This window comes from Herbaspirillum sp. GW821-FHT09A12 (assembly GCF_059418325.1).
Genome location: NZ_JBWKPR010000019.1, coordinates 51,410 through 74,944, shown reverse-complemented (window position 1 = coordinate 74,944; position 23,535 = coordinate 51,410). Strand labels below are relative to the sequence as shown.

The window sequence follows — 23,535 nt, the reverse complement described above, 5'->3', positions numbered from 1 at the left end:
TGGCTCCTTGCCGTAGCACCGCTACGACGCGTCGCCACGCCTAGGCAGACAACGCTTGCTGGCCGCTCGCACTCGCAGATTTAATGTGAACAGGCCCTAACCTCGCCTTTCCTGCGATTGGATGTACTGCCGTCGTCGTTGCTCCTTCCTGCTGCTTCCTGAGTAAATTCGTTTCTGCTCCGTGGCGCGTCAGGCGCGCCTGTGCACGTTCATGGCCGGTGCGGCGGCCTGCGCCGAAACGCAGCGCGCCCATCGCTCGCGTACCATGCGCATCATCAATTGCGCCTCTTCCCAGCGGTCCGACAACTCATAGCCGTCGGCGCCGGTCATCGCATATTCGGGCGGGCCGAGTTCGCACAGGAAGGTCAGCACCGCGTCGTCGCCGGCGCGCGCCATCCAGCTCCTGAAACCGTATTCCCACCAGCCCATGAACAATTCCAGCCATTGCCGGTGCTGCTTGAATTCCAGCTGCAACTGGATTTGCTCGCGGCTGGCGACGCGGCCATGGAAGCCCCAGGCGTTATCGATGATCCTGTGCATCAGCGCATGGTTTTCCGCGGAAATCGGCCAGGCGAACTCGCGCCCCACCACATAATGGGAAAGATCCGCCGTCAGCCGCAGGTCGGGGAAACGGTCCAGCAGATGCAGGGTGAACAGCAGGTCGGTGGTCATGCGGTCGCGGTGCGTCTCGATATGCAGCGCGATACCGGCATCCTCGGCAAGCCGGCGCCAGCCTTCGATGTAGGGAATGCATTCCTGCAGCGTATAGGGCCGTACGTCGGCCTGCAGGTTGATATGGTCGGCGCCCAGCTCTTGCACATGCTCGATGATGGGCTTCAATTCATCGACCGTACGCGGATAGCACTGGGCCTGCCAGCTCATGCCATGTTCACGCAGGAACGCGGTGACGGTGCGGGCGTATTGGACATCGGCAAAGCGCACGCCGGCGCCGTCGAAACCGGCGTCGCGGATCATGGACAGCTTTTGTTCCAGCGTCCATTCCTGCCCATCCGGGCGGCGGCGCTCCATGGCCCATAACGATTGGTACACGCGAAACGTTTGCATGGGTGCTTGCCTCTGCAAAAATGTCCGTCCCTCCGGCGTGACCCATTGGGATGGGCTGGCGCCAGGTTGGCGCCGGGGCGGCGTGCCGCCCCGACATGAAACGGCAGCGTCGGTTCAGGTACTGGCCGCCTGCTGCGGCACGTCCACCTGTTCGAAGAAACGCTTGCCGCTGGCCGACTGGTTCTCGTAGATCGATCCCTGGTTCAATGCCGGCGGCAGCGGCATGCGCACCGGCGTATCGCGAAAGCGCGGCACGATGGTCGGCCCGCCCTGCAGCAACAGGCTGTTGAAATCGTCGAAATCGGGTACGCCCATCAGCGGGAAGGCATCGGCCGCGCAAACCTCATAGAGCAGGAAATTGCGCGACATGGTCGACCGGTTCTGCGCCGAACCGTGTATCGCCCGCACATGGTGGAAGGAGACCGAACCCGCCTTGCCGACGATAGGCACCGCCCGGTCGAGGTTCAGCCCTGGCTGGTTGGGGTCGAGCGCGCCGCAGAAACGGCCATCGGCATCATGGTGGTCGTAGGTCGGCCCCTTGTGCGAACCCGGCACCACCAGCATGGCGCCGTTTTCCAGCGAGGTATCGTCCAGCATCACGCCCACGGCCAGGATGTCATCGTTGGTGGCCGGATAAAAAGCCCAATCCTGATGCCACTCCACCGGCGAACCAAAACGCGGCGACTTCAGGTTGAGCTTGGAGTTTTGCAGTCGGAAAGCCGGCCCCAGCAAGGCTCCCAGCACCTCCAGCACCGCCTTCGAACGGATAAATTCCTCGAACACCGGATGGTTCTTGTGCGGCTGCTTGATGCGGCGCAAACGCGGGTCGGCCGCGGTATGGCCACGCTCCAGATCGAACACCTCGGTATGGTCGCTAACCTGGCGCGATTGCTCCACCCACTGCGCCAGCGCATCCTTCATCCGCTGCCGCATGATGTCGTTGAGAAGGCCGGGCACCACCAGCCAACCTTCGTCCTGATATTGCGAAACCTGCCCTTGCGTAATCATGGCTGTCTCCTTGGTAGGAATGCTGTTCTCCCCGCCGCGGCGGTGTTTTCTTGAATGCTTGCGTCCTGCTGTCCAAAATCAATGTTCGCGCGAACATAATATGCCGCAAAAAAACCGGAGTCAACTCCGGCCCATCAACTATTTTGCGCGCGATGCGCGTATTCCACTCAACCACCGGCGCCCCGGATCCCCATCAAACGCTGACTTCCACCCGGTTGCGGCCGCGCTCCTTGGCCACATAGAGTGCGGTATCGGCCAGCTTGATCAGTTGCTCCAGGCTATTCTGCCCCTCACCCAAGGCCGCCACGCCGAAGCTGGCGCTGATGTTGATGCGCTGGCCGCCATCGAGGTCGAACTCCTTTTGCTCCAGCGCCGCGCGCAACTTCTGCGCCACCGCTTCAGCCTTGCCAATATCCGTCTCCCGCAACAGCACGATGAACTCTTCCCCGCCATAACGCGCCAGCACATCCACCTTGCGCAGCAATTGCGCGGCGATTTGCGCCACGCCGCGCAAGATGGCATCACCGGACAAATGGCCATAACTGTCGTTGATGCGCTTGAAATGGTCGATATCGAACAACACCACCGACAAGTTGCGCCGATAGCGTTGCGCCGCGCTCATCTGCTGCTCGCCATAAGAGAAAAAGGCGCGCCGGTTCAATAAGCCGGTCAAAAAATCGGTATTGGACGATGTCTGCAATTGGCTGATCAGCGCCTCGCGTTCGCGCGCCAGGCTGTTGCGCTCAAGGATGCGCTCTTTCAGCACGCGCAACGCCCGCATCATGCCGCCGATCTCGTCGTCATACCTGGCCACGGGAATCTCCCGCCCCAGCTTGCCGTCGGCCAGCCCCACCACCAGGTCGGTCGCCGTGACCAGCGGGCGCACCACGCGCTGGCGGATCATGTACATCAATAATTGGAAGAACAGGCAGGCGACAATGGTCAACACTATCACCAGGACCAGGAAATTACGCGCCTGCAGGTTGCGGCGCTCGGCCCGGGCCATCAAGTCATCCAGGATGATGTCGCGCACATCGAGGATGACCTTCATCTGCGGCACATAGCGCGCCGCCAGTTCGGCCGGCGTAATGCCGTAATCGCCGGACTTCAGGCCCATCTGCAACAGGTAGTCGATGAACTGGAAACCGTCATCGAAATATTGCTTGTCCAGATTGGCCAGCCCCTGCGCAAATTGCGGTTGCGACGAGTAAGAAGCCAGTTGCGCTCCCAGCAGCGAACGCAGCAATTCGATCCGCCCATAAAGCCGGCCGATCTCGATCACTTCATCCGGGTTGAGCCTGCGATGGGTGATCAGCGGTGCAGTGAAGCGAGACCCCACCTGCCCGGCATATTCGCGCAAGCTGGCTGTCGCGCGCACCCCCGCCAGGCCGTCGCGCAAATCGGGATCGGCCAGATCGACGGCGCCGACCAATTCCCCCGTAATCCGCACCAGCATCGGGATCACATCCACCATGCCATTGACGGCGGAAACGATATAGAGATGGCTGCGCCGGTCCGGCGGCTGCTGGCCGATGCGGTCGACCGCGGCGCGGGCGGGCCCCATGGCCTGCTGCACCATGCCGATCTTCTTCAGAATGCTGGAATTATGTTGCGCCGGATCCTTTTCCAGGGCGGCACGCAAATCGGCCAGTGCCGCATCGCTGGCCGATCGCGCCGCCTGCAGGCGCTGGTAAAGGAGCGCACGCTCGTCGTCCCGCGCGCCCATGAAGGCGTTGGCAGGCCCGCGCTCGACCGACACCCGCTCCATCGCAATCAAGCCCAGCCGAAACCGCTTCAAGGCCGGGACGGTATTGGTGCTGCCCTGGTATATGTTCCACTCAATCCATACCAGCGACACCGCCAACGCCAAAAACAACATCAGCAATGCGATGGAAATTAGCCGGAACAGTCGATTCAAGGACATTTCTTTGGCCCGCTTCAAAGGCTTGCGATTTTTCAGGAATACAACAAGGCCGATCAAGCAACAAATAGAAGATCGCGAGCGGGGATGAAAATAAACCACGGACGGGTTCCGATGCATGAAACCCGATTTGAGACGTCTCCGGACCGGAGCTGATGCTGACAGTCGGCGCCGCAGTCCCTCCCCTTGAGAGCAGCGATACCGATGTGTATTTGATTGCCGTCGCGCCGACGGCAACAGGAGCGCAACCGGCGCACATAAAGGCCACATAAAAATAAAGCCCTGAGGATGTCAGGGCCTTACTTTTGCTTCCAACCTGCAAGCTAACTGGCGGAGAGGGTGGGATTCGAACCCACGGTACGGGAAACCGTACGCCTGATTTCGAGTCAGGTACATTCGACCACTCTGCCACCTCTCCGGTTAACTTCGGTCGCTTTACTGCGTGAAGCAGCAAAGCTCGCAACTATAGCAGAAGTTTTTTAATAAAGGAATATCCTTCCCGAAATTATTCCCTCAACTTATTGCTGCCCCGCCATTTTTTACCCGCCCGATCCCAGCATGCAGGACTGGCGCTGCCTCAAACGCAAAGCGCCGTTTTTTTCATGCAAAAAGGTTCGCCTTGCGCCGCCATATCATCGTCTTGTCATAAATCACTTCTAGCATCCATCCGTAAATTATTTTCCGCTCCTAGAACCTGTTCGGGATCTCGTCGGGAGTTGGGCCAATGTCATTTCGGGGTGGAATGCAAGGCGCAAAACGCAGGCGGGCCGGTGACCCGCCTGAAAGGGCATTGGGATACCCCCGGCGAGATTGCGAACAGGTTCTTAAGAACAATTTCATACCGGGATCAGCCAAATGGCGCCTATTTCCAATGCCTCTTTTCCGCTCGACACCGAAGCTGCCGAGCTAATCGCCCGCGCCGCCGGCAGCCTGCCGCCGGATGCCGACGACCAGATGCTGTCGCTGCTGCATGAAATCATCGCCCAACGCAAGCTGACGGCGCTGTTCCAGCCGATCGTGCGCATGCGCAATGGCGAGATTCTCGGCTATGAAGGCCTGATCCGCGGGCCCTCGAACACTCCGCTGCACTCGCCGCTGGCCTTGTTCAAGGTAGCGCGCGCGCACAACCTCTCGGTACAGATGGAATACCTGTGCCGGCATATCGTGCTGACCCGCTTCGCGCAATCCGGCCTGCCCGGCAACCTGTTCCTCAACGTCACCCCCGGGGCCTTGATGCAGCCCGAGGCGATCCAGGGCGAGACCCTGCGCTACCTGGAAAACCTGGGCGTCAATCCGCAGCGCATCATCATCGAGCTGACCGAAAACGAACCGACCTACGACTACGCCCTGCTGCGCAATGCCGCCATGCATTACCGCGACATGGGCTTCCAGATCGCCATCGACGATCTCGGCGAAGGCTTCTCCAGCCTGCGCCTGTGGTCCGAGCTGCAGCCCGAGTACGTCAAAATCGACATGCACTTCGTGCAGGGCATCAACCACGACCCGATGAAGCTGCAATTCGTGCGCTCGATCCAGGAGATCGCCGAAAAATCCGGCTCCATCGTCATCGCCGAAGGCATCGAGTCGCAGGCCGAACTGCTGACCATCCGCGACCTCGGCATCGCCTGCGGCCAGGGTTACCACATCGCCCGCCCGATGGCTGAGCCGCCGGTATCGATCCCGGAAGATGTCGCCAAGACCCTGCGCCGCGACAAGGTGCCGCTGGCGGCCAACAAATACGGTCCCGGCAAGCGCAGCGCCACCGTCTTCAAGCTGCTGCGCGAAACCCGGTACGTGACGCCTGACATCACCAACGACCACGTCTACGACATGTTCGTCAACGATCCGCAGCTGCAGGCGCTGCCGGTGGTCAGCAACGGCTTGCCGATCGGCCTGATCAACCGCTACAGCATGGTCGAACGCTTCGCCCGCCTGTACGGGCGCGAGCTCTACGGCAAGAAGTCCTGCACCTTCTTCATGGATCCCAATCCCATCCTGACCGAGCAGGACACCAGCCTGCAGGACCTCTCCAACCTGCTGGTGCAGGCCGAGTCGCACCACCTGTCCAACGGTTTCATCATCACCGACCGCGGCCAGTACGTGGGCCTGGGCACCGGGCACGACCTGCTGCGCGAAATCACCCAGATGCAGATCGACGCCGCGCGCCACGCCAACCCGCTGACCCAGCTGCCGGGCAACGTGCCGATCAACGACCACATCGAATACCTGCTGCAAAGCGGGGTCGAGTTCTGCATCTGCTATTGCGACCTGGACCACTTCAAGCCCTTCAACGATGTCTACGGCTATCGCAAGGGCGATGACATGATCCAGCTCACCGGCCGGGTCCTGCAACAAGGCTGCGACCCGCAGCATGACTTCATCGGCCATATCGGCGGCGACGATTTCCTGATCATGTTCCAAAGCGAGGACTGGGAGAAGCGCTGCCGCAACATGCTGGACCATTTCACCGCCCAATCCAGCGCCTTCTATTACGATGAAGACCGCGAGCGCGGCGGCTATTTCAGCGAAGACCGCCAGGGCAACCGCGTGCAGCACCCGCTGGTCAGCATTTCCCTGGGAGCGGTGAAGATCGAACCGGCCCAGTACTCTTCCCCGCACCAGATCGCCTCGGCGGCGACCAGGGCCAAGAAACAGGCCAAGAAGACGCCAGGCAACAGCCTGTTCATCGAACGCCGCATCCCGGCAGCGTTCTCCTGGGCACTCAATGACGGCGGATAACTACGCTGTCCGCAACAAGGTTTTCACCGGCGCCGCGCCGGCCGTGGCGGCAGCCCTAAAATAAAACGGCCGACCCATTACAGGTCGGCCGTTCTTCATCGCTGCCTCGCAGGTGTCGGTCAGGCGCCCGGCGCCAGCCTGGTGATGCCGCCCATGTAAGGCTGCAGCACCTCCGGAATGTCCACACTGCCGTCGGCTTGCTGGTAGTTCTCCAGCACCGCCACCAGGGTACGGCCGACCGCCAGGCCGGAACCGTTCAAGGTGTGCAGCAACTCCGGCTTGCCCTGGGCATTGCGGAAGCGGGCTTGCATGCGGCGCGCCTGGAAAGCCTCGCAGTTCGACACCGACGAAATTTCCCGATAGGTGTTCTGCGCCGGCAGCCAGACCTCGATGTCATAGGTCTTGGCCGCGCCAAAGCCCATGTCGCCGGTGCACAGCGTGATCACGCGGTACGGCAGGCCGAGCTTCTTGAGGATAGCCTCGGCATGGCCCAGCATCTCTTCCAGCGCCTCATACGACTTTTCCGGATGCACGATCTGCACCATTTCCACCTTGTCGAACTGGTGCTGGCGGATCATGCCGCGGGTGTCGCGGCCGTAGGAGCCGGCCTCGGAACGGAAGCATGGCGAATGCGCCGTGTACTTCAGCGGCAGTGCGTCGCCGGCGACGATCTCCTCGCGCACCAGGTTGGTCAGCGGCACTTCGGCGGTCGGGATCAGGTACAGCGCGGCGTTTTCCGCCTCGCCTTCCTGGCCGCCCTTCTTGACGGCGAACAGGTCGGCCTCGAACTTGGGCAACTGGCCGGTGCCGCGCAGCGAATCGGCATTGACGATGTAAGGCGTATAGCACTCGGTGTAACCGTGCTCGCCGGTGTGGGTGTTCAGCATGAACTGCGCCAGCGCGCGATGCAGGCGCGCGATGCCGCCCTTCATCACCGAGAAGCGCGAGCCGGTCAGCTTGACGGCGGTATCGAAATCCAGGCCCAGCGGCGCACCGACATCGACGTGATCCTTCACCTCGAAATCGAAGGCGCGCGGCGTTCCGACCTTGCGCACTTCCACATTGCCCGCTTCATCATTGCCCACCGGCACCGACTCATGCGGCAGGTTGGGCACGGTCTGCAAGAAGGCGTTCATCTGCAGCTGCACCTCGTCCAAGCGCGCCGCCGAGGCCTTGAGCTCATCGCCGATGCCGTTGACTTCCGCCATCACCGCCGAAGCGTCTTCGCCCTTGCCCTTCAACATGCCGATCTGCTTGGACAGGCTGTTGCGCTTGCCCTGCAATTCTTCGGTACGGGTCTGGATCTGCTTGCGCTCGGCTTCCAGCGCATTGAAACCGGCGACGTCGAGGACGAACTTGCGCGCCGCCAGACGGGCGGCCACATTGTCGATGTCTTTACGGAGAAGTTGGATGTCGATCATGGGAACAAATAACAAATAAGGGTTGACGCTCAAAAATGGGATTGTACCAAGCCGGCGCCCCTTCCCGCCTCTCCCCGCAAGGAAATATGCCGCCGCAGGCTCTGAAATGCCGTACGCGGCCATCCGGGCACGACAAAACCGGCGCAATAAAAAATGCTTGACCGCGCCTGTAGCATTTACTACAGTTAACCAACAAATTGAAATATTTACGACAATGAATGCACTGAGCTTCCAGCAGGCCCTGTCCGCCAACACCGACAAATTGACCAGCGCCCAACAGCGGCTGGCCAAGTACATCCTCGACAACGGCGAGGCGGTGGCCTTTTCGACCGCCCGCCAGGTGGCCGATGCCGCCGGCCAAAGCGATGCCGCGGTGGTGCGCCTGGCCAAGGCCATCGGCTATGACGGCTTTCCCGACATGCGGGCGGCGCTGCGCGAAGGCCTGCTTGAACGCGCCGGCGCTTCCGGCATGCGCTCCGGCCGCCAGCCGCCATCGGACATGGACGAACTGAAAAGCGAACTGTTCAATATCGACAGTTTGCTGGCGCGCAATACCGCGCAACTCAATTCCACCCAGCTCGGCGACGAAGTCGCGCGAAAACTGATCGGAGCGCGCCGCATCTGGGTCAGCGGCCATGGCACCACGCACCCGATGGCCTCCTACCTGACCTTGCACCTGAACCAGGTCACCGCGCGCGCGGCCCTGCTCAACATCGGCAATGGCGACCTTGCCGATCAATTACGGCAGGTGCAGCCGGAAGATGTCGTGATCGGCATCGGCTATGTGCGCTACCTCCCCTACACCGTCGACATCCTGAGGCTGGCGCGCCAGCGCGGCGCCCATGTGGTCGCCATCACCGACCGCCCATCGTCGCCGCTGGCGGCCCTCGCGCAGCACAGCTTTTTCGTCGCGCGCGATACCTCCTCGTTCGCATGGTGGTCGCAGGCCGGCACCATGGCGCTGATCAATTGGCTCATCACCTTGATCACCATCCACGACGCCGACAACGTGGCCCAGTTGCTGCGGGCCTCGGACGAAGTCTGGCGCACCCTCGGCCACTGGCAGAGCGAGGGAAATTCAATTTCGGACCTGTCGCTGGAGGGGCACCTGAAGGCCGGCATCGAAAATCGCGGGACACCTCACGTCCTTTCATCAATCGCATCACAGCCCGCCTCCGGGCACCCAACGAAGGGGAAGCAAGATGGAAAAAAAGGAAAACGCAATACTGGCGCCAAAGGCGGCGCAACCTGACGCCGGTACAGGAAACGCCGCGGCCCCGGGCCGTCGGCGCTTTCTGCAAACGGCAGGCGCTAGCGCCCTGGCCGCCAGCAGTGTCGGCCCGCTGATCATGGCCGCCGGCGGCGCGCGCGCACAAGGCAAGCAGCAGGTCGTGGTGCGCGGGCTGGGCGGCGCCTATCAGGACGCGATGGACAAGGCCCTGTACCAGCCCTTCACCGAAGCCACCGGCATCGAAGTCGTGGTGCAGCCGGCCACTGCCGCGCAAATCCGCGCGATGGTCGAGGCTAAGCGGGTGCAGGTGGATGTGGTGGACTTGCTGGACGTGGCCCAGCTTTCGCTGGACAAGATCGGCGCGCTGGAACCGATCGCCTACGCCAAGATGAAGTACACCAATCCCAACGACATCCATCCCGGCGTGCGGCAGGCCAACATGGTCGGCAACCTGTATTTCGCCACCGTGATGACCTACAACACCGAGGTCTTCAAGAACGGTTCGCAGCCGAAGTCCTGGGCTGAATTCTGGGACGTCGCCAAATTTCCCGGCGCACGCACGCTGGCCGACCAGAAATCCGGCGCGGCGGAACTGGAGTTCGCACTGCTGGCCGATGGCGTCGCCAAGGACAAGCTCTACCCCATCGACGTGCCGCGCGCGCTGAAGTCGCTCGACCGGGTCAAGAAAAGCGTGGTCAAGTGGTGGGATACCGGCGCCGTCTCGGCGCAGCTGCTCGAACGCAAGGAAGCCGTGATCGGCGGCCTGTGGAACGGCCGCGCCCAGGACCTGATCGACAAGGGCGCGCCGCTGGCCATCGAATGGAACCAGGCCAAGCGCCAGGTGCAGTACTGGAGCGTGATCAAGAACTCGCCCAACGCCGCCAATGCGCAAGTGTTCATCGACTTCGCGCTGCAACCCAAAGTGCAGGCGGCGCTGACGCGCCATATCGCCTACGGCCCGACCAACCAGGCCGCCTTCAAGCTGGTGCGTCCTGAAGACGCGGTCAAGCTCCCCAGCGCGCCCGACCACTTCAGCGCCGGTTTCGACCAGAATGCCCAGTGGTGGGCCGACAACCTGTCCGGCGTCGGCGAGCAATGGCAGTCGTGGGTGTTGCGGAGAGCGTGATGGAAAGAGCAGCAGCGACGGCCCCATCCCCGACGGCCGCAACACCCCCGGGAAAACTGGGCACCGACCTGCAACTGCGCGGCATCAGCAAGTACTACGGCGATGCCGCGGCAGTGCGCAAACTGGACCTGGACATTCGCGCCGGCGAATTCGTCACCCTGCTGGGCTCCAGCGGCTCCGGCAAGACCACCACGCTGATGATGCTGGCCGGCTTCACCGTCCCCAGCGAAGGCAGCATCCTGATCGGCGGCAAGGACGTGACGCAACTGCCGCCGGGCAAGCGCGACCTGGGCGTGGTGTTCCAGAACTACGCCCTGTTCCCGCATCTGACGGTGGCGCAGAATCTGGCGTTTCCGCTGGAAATGCGCGGCGTATCCAGGCGTGACATCAACCGCCGCGTGGCCGAAGGCCTGGCGCAAGTGCAGTTGCAGGACAAGGGCGGCCGCTTTCCGCGCGAACTCTCCGGCGGCCAGCAGCAGCGCATCGCGCTGGCGCGCGCGCTGATCTTCCGGCCGCAGGCGCTGCTGATGGATGAGCCGCTGGGGGCGCTGGACAAGAACCTGCGCGAACACATGCAAATGGAAATCCGCCGCCTGCACCGCCATTCCGGCGCCACCGTGGTGTTCGTCACGCACGACCAGGAAGAAGCCCTGGCCATGTCGGACCGCATCGCCGTGATGCAGGACGGCGGCATCGCCCAGATCGCCCCGCCGGCCGATATCTACGACCGCCCGGCCAACAAATGGGTGGCGCAATTCATCGGCCAGTCCAACACCCTCGACGGCAACGTCGCGGCGGTGGAAGGCGATGGCCGCTATGTGCTGGCATTGGACGGCGGCGCCCGCATCCAGGCTTGCGGACCGGTGGGGCTGGCCGGCGGCGCGCGCGTCTGCGGCATCCTGCGGCCGGAAAAGATTGCGCTTGGCGCAGGCGCTGCGGGCAATGCGATTGCCGGGCGCATCCGTGAAGTGCAGTACCTCGGGCACATGGTCAAGCTGCTGGTCGAACAGGGCGGCGGCGCGGCGCTGCAGGTCATCGCGCAATTGCAACGCCTGGCCGACTCCGCGGGCTGGCAGGAAGGCAGCGAAGTCACGCTGGGCTGGCAGCCCGAAAGCGTCTGGCTGGTTCCGGCGCCGGAGGCCAGCGCATGACGCAACTCCCCGCCCCGCTGCCCCCGGCCGGCCGCAAGTCGCCGGCGCTGTGGCTGCTGCTGCCGGCCTTGCTGCTGCTGGCGCTGTTCTTCATTTACCCGCTGGTCAACATGCTGGCGCGCAGCGTGTTCGATCCGGCCCTGACCTGGCGCCATTACGCCCGGCTGCTGCGCGAGCCGACTTATCTGGAGGTGATGCTGATCACCTTCGAGATCGCCGCCATGGTCACGCTGTGCTCGCTGGCGCTGGCGTATCCGCTGTCGTACTTCCTGTCGCAGGTCAAGCCGCGCCTGGCGGGGCTATTGATGATCCTGGTCATCGTGCCCTATTTCACCAGCGTGCTGGTGCGCACCTATGCCTGGATGGTTCTGCTGGGCACCGATGGCATCGTCAACCAGTTGCTGATGTCGTGGGGCCTGATCGGCCAGCCCCTGAAACTGATGTACAACCGCCTGTCGGTGATGATCGGCATGAGCTACATCCTGTTGCCCTACATGGTGCTGGCGCTCTACAGCGTCATGCGCGGCATCGATACCGGCCTGCTGCGCGCCGCCGAGAGCCTGGGCGCTTCGCGCCTGCGCGCCTTCTGGCGCGTGTTCTTCCCGCTCAGCATGCCGGGCATCGCCGCCGGCAGCCTGCTGGTGTTCATCCTCTCGCTGGGCTTTTTCATCACGCCGGCGCTCATGGGCAACCAGGAGGACAGCATGATTTCCATGGTCATCGAAAGCCAGGTGGAAACCTATTTCGACTGGGGCTTCGCCTCGGCGCTGTCGACCGTCCTGCTGGCCTGCACGCTGGTCCTGTTCGCCATCTACCAGCGCACCGTCGGCCTGCAACGTCTTTTCGAGTCCAAGCTATGACACCACGCTTTCCCGGCCCCCTGGTGGTAATCGCCGCCATCCTGGTGCTGCTGTTCCTGGCGCTGCCGATCCTGATCATCTTTCCGCTGGCGCTGACCTCCTCGGATTACCTGTCTTTCCCGCCGCCATCGTATTCGTTCAAGTGGATCGGCTCCATCCTGACCGATTCGGCCTGGATGTCTTCGATCTGGTTCAGCTTCAAGGTGGCCCTGGTGTCTACCGTGCTGGCGGTGGCCATCAGCCTGCTGGCGGCACTGGCGCTGGTGCGCCACCAGTTCCGCTTCAAGCAGGCGGTGTACGCGCTGATCCTGCTGCCGATGATCGTGCCCAACGTGATTTCGGCCATGGCCATGTTTTTCTTCTTCGGCGACATCAAGCTCGACGGCATGATGTCCATCGTGGTCGGCCATGCCGTGGTGGCCATTCCGGTGGCGGTGATCATCCTCTCGGCCACGCTGCAAGGGTTCGACTCGCGCCTGGAGAACGCCGCCATGAGCCTGGGCGCCAGCCGTCTCACCGCGTTTGGCCGCATCACCTTGCCGATCATCGCGCCGGGCCTGATGTCGGCCTGCATTTTCGCTTTCCTCAGCTCCTTCGACGAACTGCTGATCGCGCTTTTCCTGGCCGGCACCAGCGGCCAGACGCTGCCGGTGCGCATCTGGAACGCCGTGCTGTTCCAGCTCGACCCCAAGATCGCCGCCGTCAGCGCGCTGCTGGTGCTGGTATCGATCGTCGCGCTTCTGGCGGCCAATTTCGCCGGCCGCCGCCAATAACCGCCACAACTAACCGCCGCAACTAACCATCGCCGCTTACCGTCGCCAATCACCGCCAACTACAACCATGCCAAACAACCATCTGCTGTTTTCTCCCGAGGAATACCGACAACGCGTGGCGTCCATACGCAAGCATATGCAGCAACGCGGTGTGGACTTGCTGCTGATCGACCAGACCGAGTTCTTGTTTTACCTGACCGGCTTCTCCATCTCGGAAAACATGTACCGCGCCTGCCTGCTGCCGCTGGAAGGCGAACCTGTCATGCTGCTGCGCTCGGTGGATGAAGGGCCTTTCCTGGAGAATTCCTGGGTCACCGACTACGTCGGTTTCTCGGACTGGGAAGATCCGCTCGAGGTGCTGGCCACGCTGATCGAGACGCGCGGCTGGAGCCACGCCCACGTGGGTATCGACGAGGAATCCTATTGCATGACGCTGCGCCGCTTCCGCCGCCTGCAGTCGTTGCTGCCCGATACCCGTTTCATCGACTTCTCCGGCGTGCTGGCGCAAGTGCGCGCCTGCAAGTCGCCGGCCGAGATCGCCTACCTGCGCCAGGCCGCGCACATCGGCGACGTCGCCATGGCCGAAGCCGTGGCCGCCGCCGGCATCGGCACCAGCGAGCGCGATGCCGCCGGCATCGTCCACACTTGCTTCATGCGCATGGGAGCCGACAGCGCCCGCGCCGGCATCATCACATCCGGCACCGGCGATGCCTTTTTGCATGGCAACCTGCATAGCCATCCGATGGCGCGCGGCGACATCCTGCACATGGAACTGCTGCCCTATGTCAATGGCTACAGCGCGCGCCTGATGCGCCCGGCAGTGATTGCCGAAAGCACCCCGCAGCAGCGCGACGTCGCCGCCCGCCTGCTGGACATCCAGGACCGCCAATTCGCCGCCATGAAGCCCGGCGCCGATGCCGCGCAACTCGACGCCATGGTGCGCGAGGCGATGCTCAAGCAGGGCCTGCGCCACAGCTACCCCAACATCTGCGGCTACACGCTCGGCTATTTCCCGCTCTCGACGCCGCGCACCAGCGACTTTACGCGCATCTTCCTGCCCAATGCCGACTGGGAGCTGCAGGCCGGCATGTGTTTCCACATGTATGTGTCGGCCTCGGGCCTGGCCTTCAGCGAAACCGTGCTGGTCACCGATGGCGGCATCGAACTGCTGACCAAGACCGAGCGCCGCCTGTTCGTCAGCGGCCAACCATAAGGATCGCCACCATGGCACGCATTGCGGTCGGCGGGTTCCAGCACGAGACCAATACCTTCTCGGCCACCCCGGCGACGCTGGAAGACTTCATGCTCGGCGGCGGCTGGCCCGGGATGCAGCAAGGCGCCGCCATGCTGGACACGCTGCGCGGCATGAACCTGCCCATCTCGGGCGCCATCGAGGCCATCCGCGCCGCCGGCCATGAAGTCGTGCCCTTGCTGTGGAGCGCGGCGACGCCCAGCGGGCGTGTCGAGCAGGCCGCCTTCGAGCGCATTCTGCAACTGTTCCTGCAACAGTTGGCGCAATGCGGCCCGCTGGACGCGCTCTATCTCGACCTGCATGGCGCCATGGCCACCGGGACGCTGGACGATGGCGAAGGGGCTTTCCTGCAGGCCATCCGCCGCCAGCACCAGCAACTGCCGCTGGCAGCCAGCCTCGACCTGCACGCCAACGTCTCGCCGTCCATGTTCGATTGCTGCGACCTGATGGTCGGCTACCGTACCTACCCCCATGTCGACATGGCGGACTGCGGCGCCCGCGCCGCACGCGGCTTGATCGGGATACTGGAAAGCGGCGTGCGGCCCCACAAGCGGCTGCTGCAACTGGACACCCTCATGCCGCTGACCAGCCAGTGCACGCTGGCCGAGCCGGCGGCATCCCTCTATGCGCATCTGCAAGAACTGGAACGGCGGGAACATACGCACGGCCTCACCTTGTCGCTGACATTGGGATTTCCGCTGGCGGACGTGCACGATTGCGGCCCGGCGATCTTTGCCTATGCCGCCGATGCCGGCGCCGCCCAACATGCTGCCGACGCGTTGCGGACGGCCTTCGAAGCGGCATTGCCGCGCTTCGACGCCCGCGCCTACGACGCCGCCGAAGCCGTCACGCTGGCGCAGCAACTGGCCGCGCAAGGCAAAACACCGGTGGTGCTGGCCGACACCCAGGATAACCCCGGCGGCGGCGGCCAGATGGACACCACCGGGCTGCTGCAGGCGCTGGCGGAACAGGATGCCGCCGGTGCCGTGGTCGCCATGATCTACGACCCCGAGGCGGCAATGCTGGCGCATGCGGCGGGCGTAGGCGCGGCACTCGAACTGGCGCTCGGCGGCAAATTGCCGGGTCCGGGCAGCGGCCCGGCGCATGGGCGCTATGAGGTGATGCAATTGAGCCAAGGCCATTTCAGCGGCACCGGGCCGATGTGGGGCGGCATGGCCATCCGGCTGGGCAAGATGGCCTTGCTGCGCACGGGCCGCAGCGGCGGGATTTACGTGATCGTCTCCTCGCGCAAGATGCAGGCCGGCGACCAGTCCATTCTGACGCATTTTGGCCTGCGCCCTGCCGACATGCGCATCATCGCCCTGAAAAGTTCGGTGCATTTCCGCGCCGACTTCGACCGCATGGCCGGCGCCACCCTGGTGGTGGCCAGCCCCGGCGCAGTGGCGGCCAGGCTCACTGAACTCAACTACGTTAAGTTGCGGCCGGGAATGCGCCTGCTGGGTTAGCGCCTGTTCGCTTCACGAGCAAGATAGCGTGATACCCCGCAACCGGGTACCATGCGCCATTTCCAACTCCACTGCGCACCATGTCCGACGCCGACGACGCCCCGAAAACGCCCCTGCCGCTTTCCATCCTTGGCCTGGTAGCCGCCTTCGGCCTGGCCCTGTGGGCCGGCATCCACTACATGACGCATGACGCCAGCCTGCTCTACGGCTTGCTGGCCGGCCTGTCGTTCGGCGCCGCTTTCGCGTTCGGCCAGCAGATCAAGCATCGCGTCGCGCCGTCGAAACAGCGCAAGACCGGCTGGAAAGTGCATGCGCCAGGAGCGGCCGAACTCAGCCCGGCCAAGCTGGCCGCGCAGCAGGCGCGCAAGATCAGCGTCGAGTTCGACGATGAGGAAATCCGCACCGTGGCCCATGGCCTCAAGCGCGAAGGCGTGGCCTGGAACGCCGTCAACCGGGTCGACATCGTCATCAGCGACGAATTTCTGCCGCTGCCGCAATGGATGATCGGCGGCGACGGCGCCGAAGGCGCCAAGGGCGTCATCATCCCCAATGACGCCGAAGGGCTGGACGCCCTGACGGAGGCGATGAAGACGCGCCTGCCGGGCTACGATAACGACGCGACCTACACCGCCATCATTTCCGCCATGGCGGCCATGGAAGGCCACTTCGCGGTCTGGAGCAGGAAACCGGCCTGAGTCCGCGGCGGGCCCGCATTGCGCCCCGCCGTCCCCGTCCCCGTCCCCCTAAACCCTATTTGGAATTCTTGCGCGCCTGGCGATCCAGCTCGCGCAAGTGCGCCAGCTTGTCGCCGATCTTGGCTTCCAGCCCGCGCGGCACCGGCTGGTACCAGTTGGGTTCGCGGATGCCGTCCGGCAGGTAGGTCTCGCCGGCGGCATAGCCTTCCGGCTCGTCGTGGGCGTAGCGGTACAGCTTGCCGTAGCCCAGTTCCTTCATCAGCTTGGTCGGCGCGTTGCGCAGGTGTTCCGGCACCGGGCGCGACTTGTCCTTGGCGACGAAGGCGCGCGCCTGGTTGTAGGCCATGTATCCGGCGTTGCTCTTGGCCGCCACCGCCAGATAGATCACCGCCTGCGCCAGCGCCAGTTCGCCTTCGGGCGAGCCCAGGCGCTCATAGGTGGCGGCGGCGTCATTGGTGATGGTCATCGCGCGCGGATCGGCCAGGCCGATGTCTTCCCATGCCATGCGCACGATGCGGCGCGCCAGGTAACGCGGGTCGGTGCCGCCGTCGAGCATGCGCGTGAGCCAGTACAAGGCGCCATCGGGGTTGGAACCGCGCACCGACTTGTGCAAGGCCGAGATCTGGTCGTAGAAGGCGTCGCCGCCCTTGTCGAAGCGGCGCAGCGCATCGCCCAGGCATTCGGCCAGGACTTCGCCGGTCACCGTGGCCAGCCCTTTGGCCTGCGCCGAGCGGGCCACGATTTCCAGATTATTGAGCAGCTTGCGGCCGTCGCCATCGGCGCTGGCGACCAGCATCTCCCTGGCTTCCGGCTGGAACTGCAAGCCGTCCAGCTCCTCGCGGCAGGCGCGCTCGACCATGGCGCCGAGGTCGTCCTCGGTCAGCGACTTGAGCACATACACGGCAGCGCGCGAGAGCAGCGCGCTGTTGACCTCGAACGAGGGATTCTCGGTGGTGGCGCCGATGAAGGTGAACAGCCCGCTTTCCACGTGCGGCAAGAAGGCATCCTGCTGGCTCTTGTTAAAACGGTGCACCTCGTCGACGAAGAGGATGGTGCGGCGGCCGGAATTGGCGCGGATCAACTGGGCCCGCTCAACCGCCTCGCGGATGTCCTTCACCCCCGACAGCACCGCCGACAATGCCATGAATTCGGCGTTGAAGGAGTCGGCCATGAGCCGCGCCAGCGTCGTCTTGCCCACGCCCGGCGGCCCCCACAGGATCATCGAATGCGGCTCGCCCGATTCGAACGCCACGCGCAAGGGCTTGCCCGGCCCCAGCACATGCTGCTGGCCGATCACGTCATCGAAGGATTGCGGCCGCATGCGCTCGGCCAGGGGGATCAGGTTCATCTTGAAATCAGTCGGTGCGGCGGCAGGTACATCCGCCGCCAAAGGCAGTAGTCTAACGCAGAGTCGTGTACACGCACTGCGACGTGGGCCAGACTGGCGCCGGGCGCGCGTTTCCGCTTAGCGGTTAAAATACCGGTTCGCCGCGCGGCTCGTCCGCGCCAGTCGCCACCTTTCCCGCTTTAGCATCCCATGCCATTTGTCGTCACCGATTCCTGCATCCAGTGCAAGTACACCGATTGCGTCAGCGTCTGTCCGATGGACTGCTTCGTTGAAGGACCGAATTTCCTGGCCATCGATCCCGATGGCTGCATCGACTGCTCGATGTGCGTACCGGAGTGCCCGGTCGGCGCGATCTATAACGCCACCGACTTGCCGGCGGCACTGGCGCATTTCGAAGGCCTCAATGCCCGGCTGGCCAAGCATTCCGGTTGGAAGCCCATTACCAGGGTACAGGCGCCGATGGCCGACCATGCGCAGTGGAAGGACGTGAAGGACAAGCTGCCGATGCTGAAAATGGCCGACGGCAAATAAGCCCCGGCCATGAACGGAAAAGCCCCGCAAGTTCGCACTTGCGGGGCTTTTTCATGGGCCGCAACAATCTAGTTGCTGCTCAGTTGTTGAATACGTCCGCCCCCTTGGGGATGGTGAAGGTGAAGCTGTTGACCTTCAGCGGCGGGTTCTTCTCGAAGCTGTCGAAACTGAGCACCGAAACCTGCCCAAAGGAGTCGTGCAGCTCCATCGCCACCGGCATGCCGTTCCTGAAGCCGATGCCGATGCGGTCGAACGTCGTGTCGCGGCTCTTGGGCACTGCCTCCAGCCATTCCAGGCCGTCCCTGGCGCCCGCCTCCTTCAGGGTGAAATTCTTTTCCAGGTCGTTGCTGCCGAACAGGATCGCCGCCGGTGAAGAACCCAGCGCATTGCCCAGTTTCTTGGTGGTGACCTGGTTCAAGTCCTTGTCGTAGATGAACAGCTTTTCGCCGTCGGCCTGGATCACCTGCTCATAAGGCTTCTGGTAAGTCCAGATGAATTTGCCCGGGCGCGAAAACACGAAGGCGCCGCTGGAAGTGTTGACCACCTTGGCCGCGCCATTGTCGTTCCGCACCAGGCGCTGGGTGAAATCGCCCTTGGCCGATTGGGTGCTGGCGACGAATTGCTTGAACTGCTCCAGCGCGGCTGCCGAGGCCCGGCCCGGCGTCAGCGCGGTGAAGATGATCGCTCCGGCCACGGCCAGCGCCGACAGCGACGCCGCCGCAAGGATGCGGCGCAGGTTGATGGCGCGCGCCCGGGCTGGTCCCCGGCCGCGGCGTTCGATTGCTTCAAACAGGGGATGCCTGGAATTGTTCATATCGTTTCCGTTCTTACAGTTGCGCAACAAGGTAAAGGCGGCCGCTCCTGGCCTGCCGCCTTGTCCCCGCTTAGTCGGCATCGTTGCCCGCCGGCACCAGGATCTCGCGGTTGCCGTTGGACTGCATGGTCGATACCACGCCGCTCTGCTCCATCTGCTCCAGCAGGCGCGCGGCGCGGTTGTAGCCGATGCGCAGGTGGCGCTGCACCAGCGAGATCGAGGCGCGACGGTTCTTCAGCACCACGGCCACGGCCTGGTCGTACAGCTCGTCACCCTCGCCGCCGCCGACGCCCGCGCCGGCTCCGCCGCCTTCGGCATCTTCCAGCACGCCGCCCTCTAGGATGCCTTCAATGTAATTCGGTTCCCCCTGGGCCTTGAGATGGTCCACCACGCGGTGGACTTCATCGTCGGAGACGAAAGCGCCGTGCACCCGCACCGGCAAACCGGTGCCGGGCGGCATGTACAGCATGTCGCCCATGCCCAGCAGGGTCTCCGCGCCCATCTGGTCGAGGATGGTGCGCGAGTCGATCTTGGACGATACCTGGAAGGCGATGCGGGTCGGCACGTTGGCCTTGATCAGGCCGGTGATCACGTCCACCGACGGGCGCTGGGTGGCCAGGATCAGGTGGATGCCGGCGGCGCGCGCCTTTTGCGCGATGCGGGCGATCAGTTCTTCTACCTTCTTGCCCACCACCATCATCAGGTCGGCCAGTTCGTCGATGATGATGACGATGGTTTCCAGCTGCTCCAGCGGCTCCGGCGCGTCCGGGGTCAGGCTGAACGGATTGGGGATCTTCTCGCCGCGCTTGTCGGCATCGATAATCTTCTGGTTGTAGCCGGCCAGGTTGCGCACGCCCAGCTTGGACATCTTCTTGTAGCGGCGCTCCATTTCCTCCACCGCCCAGTTCAGCGCGTGGCCGGCCTGACGCATGTCGGTCACCACCGGCGCCAGCAGGTGCGGAATGCCTTCGTAGATCGACAGTTCCAGCATCTTGGGGTCGATCAGGATCAGGCGCACCTGCTTGGGGGTGGACTTGTACAGCAGCGACAAGATGGTGGCGTTGATGCCCACCGACTTGCCCGAGCCGGTGGTGCCGGCCACCAGCAAGTGCGGCATCTTGGCCAGGTCGGCCACCACCGGGTTGCCGGCGATGTCCTTGCCCAGCGCCACGGTCAGGCTGGAGTGGCTGTCGTTGTAGACCTTGGAGCCGAGGATCTCGGTCAGGCGCACGATCTGGCGCTTGGGATTGGGCAGCTCCAGGCCCATGTAATTCTTGCCCTGGATGACTTCCACCACGCGAATCGAGGTCAGCGACAGCGAACGCGCCAGGTCGCGCGCCAGGTTGACGATCTGGCTGCCCTTGACGCCGGTGGCCGGCTCGATCTCGTAGCGGGTGATTACCGGGCCCGGATAGGCCGCGACCACCTTGACCTCGACGCCGAAGTCGGACAGCTTCTTCTCGATCAGGCGGCTGGTGAATTCCAGCGTCTCGACCGACACCGTCTGCTGCGCCGGCGGCGCTTCATCCAGCAGGGAGAGCGGCGGCAGGTCGGTATTGCTGTCGTCGAACAGGCTGGTCTGCTTTTCCTTCTGCACGCGGTCCGATTTCTGCACCTCGACGATCTGCGGCTCGATGCGGATCGGCGGCGCCTCGACGATCTTGGCGCGCTCCTGCACCACCACTTCCTCGCGCTTGACGGCGGCTTCGGCGCCGGCCTTGCGGTCGGCCCGCGCGGCGAAGAAATTGCGCACCCACAGCAAGCCATCCTCGATGGCGCCGCCGATGCGTTCCACCGCGGCCAGCCACGACACATGGAAGAACAGGGAAAAGCCCAAGCCGAACAGCAACAGCAGCAGCAAGGTGGCGCCGGTGAAGCCGAAGGTCGGTTGCACCGCCGTGCCGATCATCTCGCCCAGCACGCCGCCGGGGGAATGCGGCAGCTTGGGCGCCAGGCGATGCATGCGGGTGAATTCGATGCCGAGGCTGCCGGTCATCATGAAGACGAAGCCGACGGCGCGGATCAGGGGTTCCTGCCGGTGTTCGGGCTCGACTTCCTTTTCCATCAGGAAGCGGTTGGACAGGCGGCGGTAGCCATTCCAGACCGAGCGCCCCAGGAGCACGCACCACCACCAGGCCGACAGGCCGAAGATGTACAGCATCAGGTCCGCCATCCAGGCGCCCACGCGACCGCCCCAGTTGGCCGCGCGCGGCACCGAGCTGGCCACCGACCAGCCGGGATCGGTCTTGGAGTACGTCAGAAGGATCAGGACCAGATAGGCCAGCAGCGCGGTCAGCGCCAGCCAGCGCGCTTCGGAAATCAGCCGCACCAGGCGGTTGGGCATCGGCGGGGCCGGCGCTTTGGTGTTGCGGATATGGGCTTGACTCGTCTTCGACATAACTTCCGTGCAAAAAAAGCGTAGCCGTCATTGTAACGGCATTAGATTGGCGTCATGCGCTTTTGGGGGCTCGCGCACAGGACTCCGGGCGCGGCGGCATTATCGTTTTCACAAGTTCCCGCGCGGCAAACGGCAGGTGGAGCCGGGCCCGCGCGGCCTATCGGATGAATAGCGTAATTCCATCAGCTGGACAGGGGCCTTCGTCTATAATCTTACCCGTTTTGCAGCGCAGTATCGGCGCGCCTTTCACTGGCGCGTTCGCACCGCTGCCCCGCGGCCCTGAGTTGAAATCCCGGAATTCGTCTCAAGCTAGTTGCAACGATCCCATCAAACAGAATTAAACAGACAAAGAGTATCTTATGAGCACGCCCAAACATGCCAAGGTCCTGATCCTCGGTTCCGGCCCCGCCGGCTACAGCGCCGCCGTGTATGCCGCGCGCGCCAACCTCAATCCGGTGATGATCACCGGCGTCGAGCAAGGCGGCCAGCTGATGACCACCACCGATGTCGAGAACTGGCCGGGCGACCCGCTAGGCGTGCAAGGTCCGGAGCTGATGCAGCGCCTGCTGCAGCACGCCGAACGTTTCAACACGGAAATCATCTTCGACCACATCCACACCACCAAGCTGTCCGAACGTCCGTTCCGCCTGATCGGCGACTCCGGCGAATACACCTGCGACTCGCTCATCATCGCCACCGGCGCCTCGGCCCAGTACCTGGGCTTGCCGTCCGAACAGTCGTTCATGGGCAAAGGCGTTTCCGCCTGCGCCACCTGCGACGGCTTCTTCTATCGCGGCCGCGAAGTGGCGGTGGTCGGCGGCGGCAATACCGCAGTCGAGGAAGCGCTGTACCTGTCCAACATCGCCAGCAAGGTCACCATCATCCACCGCCGCGACAAGTTCCGCGCCGAACCGATCCTGATCGACCGCCTGCTGCACAAGGTCACCGAAGGCAAGATCGTCATCCAGTGGCACCATACGCTGGATGAAGTGGTCGGCGACGACAGCGGCGTGACCGGCATCCGGATCAAGTCGACCCAGGACGGCGCCATCACCGATATCCCGGTGCACGGCCTGTTCATCGCCATCGGCCACAAGCCCAACACCAGCATCTTCGACGGCCAGCTGGAGATGCATAACGGCTACCTCAAGACCCGCACCGGCACCGAAGGCTTTGCCACCGCCACCAGCGTCGAAGGCGTATTCGCCGCCGGCGACGTGCAAGACCATGTCTACCGCCAGGCCATCACCAGCGCCGGCACCGGCTGCATGGCGGCGCTCGATGCCCAGCGTTATCTCGAAGGGTTGGAATAAACTTTCGCTATCGCGTGAACTAGCGGCGCGGCTGCCCATCCAAAAGCCGGTGGAAGACAAGTGCTTCCACCGGCTTTGTTTTTTATCAACAGAAAGGAAAAACATGACCTTTCCCCGCGCCGCCCGGCTTTCCCCGCTTGCCTTGGCCGCCTTGCTGGCTGCCTGCAGCGCCTCCCAGGAGCCCAAACCGCATGACACCGGCGGCAGTGCCGGCTGCGATGCCGCCAAGGTCGACTATCTGATCGGCCAGAATATCAGCGGCTATATCGAGCGCAAGGCCATGCAAGAGTCGGGCGCATCCGATGTCCGTATCCTGCGTCCTGGCGACGCCGCCACCATGGACTTCAACCCCGCTCGCCTCAACATCCACACCGACCCCGGCAAGGTCATCATCAAGCTGGCCTGCGGCTGAACCACGGCCGG

The 23,535-nt window shown here is 63.6% G+C and carries 19 protein-coding genes and 1 tRNA gene; 12 read left to right on the top strand and 8 right to left on the bottom strand.

Going from position 1 to position 23,535, the window contains the following annotated elements; translation table 11 throughout:
* Positions 1-189: 189 nt before the first annotated feature.
* From AC07N6_RS23785 to AC07N6_RS23770, 4 genes are all read right to left on the bottom strand, one after another.
* Positions 190-1,065: a sugar phosphate isomerase/epimerase family protein gene (locus tag AC07N6_RS23785; RefSeq protein ID WP_494780174.1), complete on the bottom strand. Its 876-nt coding sequence runs from the start codon at positions 1,063-1,065 to the stop codon at positions 190-192.
* A 114-nt stretch (positions 1,066-1,179) separates the two neighbouring features.
* Positions 1,180-2,073 carry a phytanoyl-CoA dioxygenase family protein gene (locus tag AC07N6_RS23780; RefSeq protein ID WP_494780175.1) on the bottom strand — a complete coding sequence of 298 codons (894 nt, stop codon included), beginning with the start codon at positions 2,071-2,073 and terminating at the stop codon, positions 1,180-1,182.
* Positions 2,074-2,266: 193 nt separating this feature from the next.
* A complete protein-coding gene (locus tag AC07N6_RS23775; protein ID WP_494780176.1) occupies positions 2,267-3,997 on the bottom strand; it encodes a diguanylate cyclase in 1,731 nt (576 codons plus the stop codon).
* A gap of 325 nt (positions 3,998-4,322) precedes the next feature.
* Positions 4,323-4,412 (bottom strand) — tRNA-Ser (locus tag AC07N6_RS23770).
* Positions 4,413-4,849: 437 nt separating this feature from the next.
* Here AC07N6_RS23770 and AC07N6_RS23765 point away from each other — a divergent pair.
* Positions 4,850-6,733, top strand: a complete 1,884-nt coding sequence (locus AC07N6_RS23765) for a GGDEF domain-containing protein (RefSeq protein ID WP_494780177.1) — start codon at positions 4,850-4,852, stop codon at positions 6,731-6,733.
* Between the two features lie 119 nt (positions 6,734-6,852).
* On the opposite strand, the gene serS is transcribed toward AC07N6_RS23765, so the two are convergent.
* Entirely contained in the window at positions 6,853-8,154 is a 1,302-nt protein-coding gene (serS, locus tag AC07N6_RS23760) for a serine--tRNA ligase (protein ID WP_494780178.1), read from the bottom strand.
* Between the two features lie 214 nt (positions 8,155-8,368).
* On the opposite strand from serS, the gene AC07N6_RS23755 reads away from it, so the two are divergent.
* The 8 genes from AC07N6_RS23755 to AC07N6_RS23720 all read left to right on the top strand — a co-directional run bounded on the left by AC07N6_RS23755 (position 8,369) and on the right by AC07N6_RS23720 (position 16,708).
* Positions 8,369-9,406 carry a MurR/RpiR family transcriptional regulator gene (locus AC07N6_RS23755; RefSeq protein ID WP_494780179.1) on the top strand — a complete coding sequence of 346 codons (1,038 nt, stop codon included), beginning with the start codon at positions 8,369-8,371 and terminating at the stop codon, positions 9,404-9,406.
* Positions 9,357-10,511, top strand: coding sequence for an ABC transporter substrate-binding protein (locus tag AC07N6_RS23750; RefSeq protein ID WP_494780180.1), 1,155 nt, complete (start codon positions 9,357-9,359; stop codon positions 10,509-10,511). Before AC07N6_RS23755 ends, AC07N6_RS23750 begins: the two co-directional genes overlap by 50 nt.
* Positions 10,511-11,662, top strand: a complete 1,152-nt coding sequence (locus AC07N6_RS23745) for an ABC transporter ATP-binding protein (protein ID WP_494780181.1) — start codon at positions 10,511-10,513, stop codon at positions 11,660-11,662. The genes AC07N6_RS23750 and AC07N6_RS23745 overlap by 1 nt, the downstream gene beginning before the upstream one ends.
* Positions 11,659-12,522: an ABC transporter permease gene (locus AC07N6_RS23740; protein WP_494780182.1), complete on the top strand. Its 864-nt coding sequence runs from the start codon at positions 11,659-11,661 to the stop codon at positions 12,520-12,522. The genes AC07N6_RS23745 and AC07N6_RS23740 overlap by 4 nt, the downstream gene beginning before the upstream one ends.
* On the top strand, positions 12,519-13,295 hold the full coding sequence (locus tag AC07N6_RS23735) for an ABC transporter permease (protein ID WP_494780183.1): 777 nt from the start codon (positions 12,519-12,521) through the stop codon (positions 13,293-13,295). The genes AC07N6_RS23740 and AC07N6_RS23735 overlap by 4 nt, the downstream gene beginning before the upstream one ends.
* A gap of 67 nt (positions 13,296-13,362) precedes the next feature.
* Positions 13,363-14,508: a M24 family metallopeptidase gene (locus AC07N6_RS23730; RefSeq protein WP_494780184.1), complete on the top strand. Its 1,146-nt coding sequence runs from the start codon at positions 13,363-13,365 to the stop codon at positions 14,506-14,508.
* A gap of 11 nt (positions 14,509-14,519) precedes the next feature.
* Positions 14,520-16,013, top strand: coding sequence for a M81 family metallopeptidase (locus AC07N6_RS23725; RefSeq protein ID WP_494780185.1), 1,494 nt, complete (start codon positions 14,520-14,522; stop codon positions 16,011-16,013).
* A gap of 80 nt (positions 16,014-16,093) precedes the next feature.
* The gene (locus AC07N6_RS23720; RefSeq protein WP_494780186.1) at positions 16,094-16,708 is read left to right on the top strand and encodes an anaphase-promoting protein; all 615 of its coding nucleotides are present in this window, start codon (positions 16,094-16,096) and stop codon (positions 16,706-16,708) included.
* A 55-nt stretch (positions 16,709-16,763) separates the two neighbouring features.
* Here the strand turns inward: AC07N6_RS23720 and AC07N6_RS23715 are convergent, their stop codons facing one another.
* Positions 16,764-18,056, bottom strand: a complete 1,293-nt coding sequence (locus AC07N6_RS23715; RefSeq protein ID WP_494780187.1) for a replication-associated recombination protein A — start codon at positions 18,054-18,056, stop codon at positions 16,764-16,766.
* A gap of 189 nt (positions 18,057-18,245) precedes the next feature.
* Between AC07N6_RS23715 and fdxA the strand changes: the two genes are divergently transcribed.
* Positions 18,246-18,587 carry a ferredoxin FdxA gene (gene fdxA / locus AC07N6_RS23710; protein ID WP_494780188.1) on the top strand — a complete coding sequence of 114 codons (342 nt, stop codon included), beginning with the start codon at positions 18,246-18,248 and terminating at the stop codon, positions 18,585-18,587.
* 79 nt (positions 18,588-18,666) lie between these two features.
* Here fdxA and lolA read toward each other — a convergent pair whose 3' ends face one another.
* A complete protein-coding gene (lolA, locus tag AC07N6_RS23705) occupies positions 18,667-19,401 on the bottom strand; it encodes an outer membrane lipoprotein chaperone LolA (RefSeq protein ID WP_494780189.1) in 735 nt (244 codons plus the stop codon).
* A 70-nt stretch (positions 19,402-19,471) separates the two neighbouring features.
* On the bottom strand, positions 19,472-21,799 hold the full coding sequence (locus AC07N6_RS23700; RefSeq protein WP_494780190.1) for a DNA translocase FtsK: 2,328 nt from the start codon (positions 21,797-21,799) through the stop codon (positions 19,472-19,474).
* Between the two features lie 359 nt (positions 21,800-22,158).
* Between AC07N6_RS23700 and trxB the strand changes: the two genes are divergently transcribed.
* On the top strand, positions 22,159-23,112 hold the full coding sequence (trxB, locus tag AC07N6_RS23695; RefSeq protein ID WP_494780191.1) for a thioredoxin-disulfide reductase: 954 nt from the start codon (positions 22,159-22,161) through the stop codon (positions 23,110-23,112).
* 103 nt (positions 23,113-23,215) lie between these two features.
* Complete coding sequence (locus tag AC07N6_RS23690; protein ID WP_494780192.1) at positions 23,216-23,524, top strand: I78 family peptidase inhibitor; 309 nt, start codon at positions 23,216-23,218, stop codon at positions 23,522-23,524.
* Positions 23,525-23,535 lie beyond the last annotated feature (11 nt).

Excerpts from the sequence above, each read along its gene's own strand:
- trxB (WP_494780191.1), top strand. The coding sequence starts at position 22,159 with ATGAGCACGCCCAAACATGCCAAGGTCCTGATCCTCGGTTCCGGCCCC.
- AC07N6_RS23775 (WP_494780176.1), bottom strand. The coding sequence starts at position 3,997 with ATGTCCTTGAATCGACTGTTCCGGCTAATTTCCATCGCATTGCTGATG.
- lolA (WP_494780189.1), bottom strand. The coding sequence starts at position 19,401 with ATGAACAATTCCAGGCATCCCCTGTTTGAAGCAATCGAACGCCGCGGC.
- AC07N6_RS23785 (WP_494780174.1), bottom strand. The coding sequence starts at position 1,065 with ATGCAAACGTTTCGCGTGTACCAATCGTTATGGGCCATGGAGCGCCGC.
- AC07N6_RS23745 (WP_494780181.1), top strand. The coding sequence starts at position 10,511 with ATGGAAAGAGCAGCAGCGACGGCCCCATCCCCGACGGCCGCAACACCC.
- AC07N6_RS23700 (WP_494780190.1), bottom strand. The coding sequence starts at position 21,799 with ATGTCGAAGACGAGTCAAGCCCATATCCGCAACACCAAAGCGCCGGCC.
- AC07N6_RS23715 (WP_494780187.1), bottom strand. The coding sequence starts at position 18,056 with ATGAACCTGATCCCCCTGGCCGAGCGCATGCGGCCGCAATCCTTCGAT.
- AC07N6_RS23755 (WP_494780179.1), top strand. The coding sequence starts at position 8,369 with ATGAATGCACTGAGCTTCCAGCAGGCCCTGTCCGCCAACACCGACAAA.
- serS (WP_494780178.1), bottom strand. The coding sequence starts at position 8,154 with ATGATCGACATCCAACTTCTCCGTAAAGACATCGACAATGTGGCCGCC.
- fdxA (WP_494780188.1), top strand. The coding sequence starts at position 18,246 with ATGCCATTTGTCGTCACCGATTCCTGCATCCAGTGCAAGTACACCGAT.
- AC07N6_RS23735 (WP_494780183.1), top strand. The coding sequence starts at position 12,519 with ATGACACCACGCTTTCCCGGCCCCCTGGTGGTAATCGCCGCCATCCTG.
- AC07N6_RS23690 (WP_494780192.1), top strand. The coding sequence starts at position 23,216 with ATGACCTTTCCCCGCGCCGCCCGGCTTTCCCCGCTTGCCTTGGCCGCC.
- AC07N6_RS23730 (WP_494780184.1), top strand. The coding sequence starts at position 13,363 with ATGCCAAACAACCATCTGCTGTTTTCTCCCGAGGAATACCGACAACGC.
- AC07N6_RS23720 (WP_494780186.1), top strand. The coding sequence starts at position 16,094 with ATGTCCGACGCCGACGACGCCCCGAAAACGCCCCTGCCGCTTTCCATC.
- AC07N6_RS23750 (WP_494780180.1), top strand. The coding sequence starts at position 9,357 with ATGGAAAAAAAGGAAAACGCAATACTGGCGCCAAAGGCGGCGCAACCT.
- AC07N6_RS23765 (WP_494780177.1), top strand. The coding sequence starts at position 4,850 with ATGGCGCCTATTTCCAATGCCTCTTTTCCGCTCGACACCGAAGCTGCC.
- AC07N6_RS23740 (WP_494780182.1), top strand. The coding sequence starts at position 11,659 with ATGACGCAACTCCCCGCCCCGCTGCCCCCGGCCGGCCGCAAGTCGCCG.
- AC07N6_RS23780 (WP_494780175.1), bottom strand. The coding sequence starts at position 2,073 with ATGATTACGCAAGGGCAGGTTTCGCAATATCAGGACGAAGGTTGGCTG.
- AC07N6_RS23725 (WP_494780185.1), top strand. The coding sequence starts at position 14,520 with ATGGCACGCATTGCGGTCGGCGGGTTCCAGCACGAGACCAATACCTTC.